This window comes from Pirellulales bacterium, from assembly GCA_036499395.1.
Taxonomy (GTDB): domain Bacteria; phylum Planctomycetota; class Planctomycetia; order Pirellulales; family JACPPG01; genus JACPPG01.
The window spans coordinates 1-4,592 of sequence record DASYDW010000070.1; the positions used below are offsets into that span (position 1 = coordinate 1).

A 4,592-nucleotide genomic window follows, 5' to 3' on the forward strand; every position below is an offset into this window, starting at 1 on the left:
ATCAACAATGGCGCGCTGGTTGGCCATGTTGACGAGTCTCAGTTCCCGATCGGCGGTCCAGATGGCGTCGGTCACGTATCTTCCGGTCCTAATCCTTACGACCTTCTCGGCGCATCTCTCGCGGCATGCACCGCGATGACGGTTCGCTTTCAGGCCCGGCGCCGGAATCTTCCGCTCGAGCGGGTGGAAGTTGCTGTCAGCTTCCAACACGGCGCCCACGGCGAAAGAGATTCTTTCGAGCGCACTCTCGTGCTTGGCGGCGAGCTGGATATGCAACAGCGCGCATTGTTGATGGAGGCCGCAAACCTCTGCCCCGTCGGGAAAATTCTCGGGCTCAGCGCGGATATTCGCACGCGAACAGACGCCGCTATTCGCGACCACACCGCCAGCCTTTTGGCCAGTTATGAGAATGATCTGGCTGAACTCCAGATTCCAAACATCGATGCCGATTGAGCGTTTTTCCTGCCGTCGGGCACTGAACCAGGGATGCTGATGACTGTTATGCCCCAACGGATGGCAAGTTCCGCGACGATGACCCTGGGCTGATGGTGGTCCGGCAGCAGATGAACTCTCCATCTTCACGGCTCTCAATCGCCGCAGGAAGACGAGAGCCTCTACCGAACAGCCCCATTACAGGCTAAAGAAGCGGTCGCCCTCTCGAAAAGTGAGAGAAAATGGATCGTTTGGAAGCAATGGAATATTTTATCGCTGCGGTTGAGGCCGGGAGTTTCTCCGCGGCGGGGCGGCAGCTGAATGTGCCACTTCCCACGGTCAGCCGTAAGGTCGCCGATCTCGAGGCTCATCTCAATACCCAACTCCTGGTTCGCTCCACCCGGAAGCTGGCGTTGACAGAGGCGGGAGTTTCCTACCTCGCAGCCTGTAGACGAATTCTCGATGATGTCGGCGAAGCCGAGTCCCAAGCCACCGGCGCCCATAATGTTCCACGCGGAGGTCTTTCGATCACGGCGCCGGTCGTCTTCGGTCGACTTTATGTGGTACCAGTACTGACCGCGTTCTTAGCGAGATTTCCCCAGATAAATGTCAATTTAACGTTGTCGGATCATACAGTTAACTTGGTCGATGAGAACGTCGATCTGGCTGTACGGACGGGGATGTTGTCTGACAGTACGCTCGTGGCCACCAAGCTTGGTGAAATTCGCCGAGTCGTGTGTGGGAGTCCTGCTTATTTTTTGGCTCACGGAACTCCTGAGACGTTGGACGATCTGGCCAATCATATGTGTGTCACCTACACAGCGCTTGCCTCAGGGTCGACCTGGATTTTCAATCCCGGAGATGGCAGGCCAACCCGAGGTGTCCGTCCTCTGTGCAGATTGAAGATCAATACTGCCGAAGCAGCGATAGACGCCGCCATTGCAGGTGTGGGCGTTACGAACGTCCTCTCATATCAGGTCGTCAACCCAATCTCTGAGGGGAAGCTCTCGCTCGTCCTCCAGGATTTTGAGCCCGAACCAACGCCGGTACATATTATTCACGCGCGACAAACCCTGTTGCCATTGAAAATACGTGTCTTCATCGATTTCGCCGTTTCGTATCTGCGCAAGGCCTTGGACAACGACCTCGCAAAGCTGAGATAAACTCGTGGAACTGGCATGACGGGAGATTGTCTCCTCAGGATGGAATCTTCCCCGCTTCGTGCGAGAATGTGTCAAACTTGCGTTGCAAAATTAGCTCGACAGTGCCGCCAGCCCCTATTTTGACAATGAATCTGCCGAATCCGGTGAGGATAACCGCAATGCGACTCCAGGACGAACTCGATGCACTTAGGGGCAAGTGCTATGAAAATACCCCTTCGCATATCCGGCGCGTCCGTCAGGAAGCTATCGACGACCTGGTTTCTGCAGGCATCGCTGAAAGAGCTATTCAAGCAGGAAACCAGGCCCCAGGATTCCGCTTAATCGATCCCGATGGCAGAATGATTTCATCCCATGACCTGTTAAACGATGGCCCAGTGCTAATTGCCTTCTACAGGGGGGGATGGTGCCCGTATTGCAATCTTGATTTGCGCGCGATCCAGGCTGTAGCGCAGCGGCTCAGGTCGTCAGGTGTGTCGATCGTCGCGATTTCCCAACAGTCCGCCTATGAGAGCCGCGCAACCGAGCGAATGAATGGCTTATCGTTCTCCAGCCTCGTCGACCGCGGAGGGGGCGTCGCTCGCGCGTTTGGCGTGCGTTGGAAGCTGCCTAGGGAATTGCGCGCGACGGAAATGGAAACCGGTCTGGACCTTGCCGCCGTCAATGGCGAGCCTAGCTGGACACTGACGATGCCGGCTCGGTTCTTAGTAAGCAGAGATGGGATCGTGGAGTACGCGGATATCAGCGCCGACTACACGCGACGCGGCGACCCAGCCGAGCTTTTTCCGGTCATTATGCAGATTCGCGCACGCGTGGCGCACTGATCCCTCAGCACTTTTTAGCTCCAGATTCCAGAAAGCGTGTCCGTCCGTCCATCGATGACCGCCGTGGGTTTCATCGCACCGCGACCAGTGGCAACGTGGCTTTAAGCATATGGCGCCCTTGCGCCGCGTGATGCTGGATTGCCATCCCGCGTCTTTAATAGTGACATAAATAGGTAACGGTGAACGTACGATGGAACTCAACCAGGTTCGGTACTTTCTAGCTCTTGCAAACACGCTGAATTTCACGCGCGCCGCAGAGATGTGTAGCGTTACACAACCGGCACTGACCAAGGGCGTACAGAGACTTGAGCAGGAACTCGGTGGACAGCTGATCTACCGGGAACGCCAACTCACTCACCTCACTGACCTGGGGAAGGCGGTGCTGCCCATGCTCGAGCGTGCTCTTGCATCGACGGAAGCCGTCCGACGCCGGGCGCGCGAGTTTCAGCAAAGGGACGTGGCTCCGTTAGCGATCGGTCTCGCCCCTTCCATCTCCGCTTCGCTTGTGCTGGAGCCGATCGCTGAAATTCGCAAATTCGTCCCCGGCCTCCATGTCGAGCTTCGAGAAGAACCATCGAGCCGCCTTGTCGAGCTTTTGCTAGAAGGCGAAGTCAATGTCGCCTTGGTCGGTGATCTCGACGAAAAGCCAGAACGGATCGACGATTGGGCACTGTTTGAAGAGCGTTATGTGGCCGTTCTTGCCGCGTCGCACGAGCTTGCAGGCCTTCCAGCAATCGGCATCGAAGCGCTTCGCGAAGCTATCATTCTGGATCGCTCAAACTGCGATGTAGCTCCGAAATTTCAGCGTCTATGCTTTCCCGACGCCCCGCCAAATCACATTCACAGCAGCTGCCGCGACTTGCACCTGCAGCATCTGGCAGCTGCAGGGTTCGGAATAGTCCTCGCGCCCGAGCATATGCCCCGGCTGCCATCTCTAAGGGCGCTTCCAATCGAGGGGGATCCGGTCTGGCGCGAGGTCCGGCTGCTTGCCGTGCAGGGCCGCCGATATTCGCCCGCGCTCGATGCTTTCGTCAAGGTCGCGCGGCTGCGTGACTGGTCCCTTCATCAAAGCCACTCAGAAGCGACCAGGATGTCTGCATGACCACATATATTGGCCAATTCTTGAGATACCCGGTATGCTGATGACTGTCGAAGTAATGTCTGAACGCTTGACCAAGACCCTGAATCAGGTTCGCAACGACCTTATGGCCGGTTTTAGCGACGCCGACCGAGAATCGTACCTCTATCTCGTTAACTGGCTTCGCCAGGCTGACATCGCGTCGCACGCGTTGCGGGTTGGCGATATAGCGCCCGATTTTCTTCTACCGGATGCGCATGGACGACTTGTTTCCTCTGAGCAGCTCCGCAGCGAAGGCCCACTCGTCGTTAGCTTCTATCGTGGTGGCTGGTGCCCATTCTGCAACGCGGAACTCCGCGCACTTCAAACGGTCAAGGACGAATTTGATAGCCTACAAGCCAATCTTGTTGTCCTCTCTCCTGAGACCCGCGACCTACCGAGGCAATTGAAACGTCAGTTGAACCTCGACCTGACGATGCTCGCGGACGTCGATCACGGCGTGGCGATATCCTACGGCGTCCTGTTTCGCGTCCCCGAGGAAACCAAGGCGCATTATTCGGGACAAGGTTACGACTTCGGCCATCGGCACGGATCGACCGAATGGATGCTACCGATCCCGGCAACTTTCGTAATCGACCAAGATGGCATCATCCAAGGTTCCTTCGTTGAGCCGGACTTCACGATCCGCCAGGAACCCTCCGCCATCCTCAGCAACATTCGCCTCCTTGGACCTCGGATTAAAGATGAGCCACCGACGGGTGAATGAGCTGGCTGAGAAAAGATTTCCGCTTGTGCACTCTGGCCAATTCTCGTGCGAACAGGCTTGCGCGGGCTCCGTTCAAGCTTGAGCGGATCGCGTTCGCGATGGCGGTTTGGTGGAAGAAAGAGTGTGTCGGACATGAATGAGGCGACAGTCGCATTAGCGCACGACTCGGACTTGAAGAACCCGATGAGCGTCAATCGGCGACCAGCGCATCTGACGCTTCTTGTTCATGCGAGCGTTGACCAGGCTGTTGGCGGCACTTTCAGCCGGCGAACTGGATATCGGCAGGCCGGACCGGTATCGGCGGCAGTAGTCGACGATCGAAGTCGCGCTCT

General features: G+C 56.9%; 6 protein-coding genes. 5 read left to right on the plus strand and 1 reads right to left on the minus strand.

Annotated elements, in window-relative coordinates:
• The 5 genes from VGN12_14015 to VGN12_14035 all read left to right on the plus strand — a co-directional run.
• The coding region (locus tag VGN12_14015; protein ID HEY4310562.1) for an OsmC family protein at nt 1-453 on the plus strand (453 nt) is incomplete at its 5' end.
• 221 nt (nt 454-674) lie between these two features.
• Nucleotides 675-1,595, plus strand: a complete 921-nt coding sequence (locus tag VGN12_14020) for a LysR family transcriptional regulator (protein HEY4310563.1) — start codon at nt 675-677, stop codon at nt 1,593-1,595.
• A gap of 158 nt (nt 1,596-1,753) precedes the next feature.
• A complete protein-coding gene (locus VGN12_14025) occupies nt 1,754-2,416 on the plus strand; it encodes a peroxiredoxin-like family protein (protein ID HEY4310564.1) in 663 nt (220 codons plus the stop codon).
• A gap of 190 nt (nt 2,417-2,606) precedes the next feature.
• The gene (locus VGN12_14030) at nt 2,607-3,518 is read left to right on the plus strand and encodes a LysR family transcriptional regulator (GenBank protein ID HEY4310565.1); all 912 of its coding nucleotides are present in this window, start codon (nt 2,607-2,609) and stop codon (nt 3,516-3,518) included.
• A 34-nt stretch (nt 3,519-3,552) separates the two neighbouring features.
• Complete coding sequence (locus VGN12_14035; GenBank protein HEY4310566.1) at nt 3,553-4,260, plus strand: peroxiredoxin-like family protein; 708 nt, start codon at nt 3,553-3,555, stop codon at nt 4,258-4,260.
• A gap of 153 nt (nt 4,261-4,413) precedes the next feature.
• Here the strand turns inward: VGN12_14035 and VGN12_14040 are convergent.
• Nucleotides 4,414-4,592, minus strand: a 179-nt coding sequence (locus tag VGN12_14040; GenBank protein HEY4310567.1) for an ISKra4 family transposase, incomplete at its 5' end; no start/stop codon positions are given.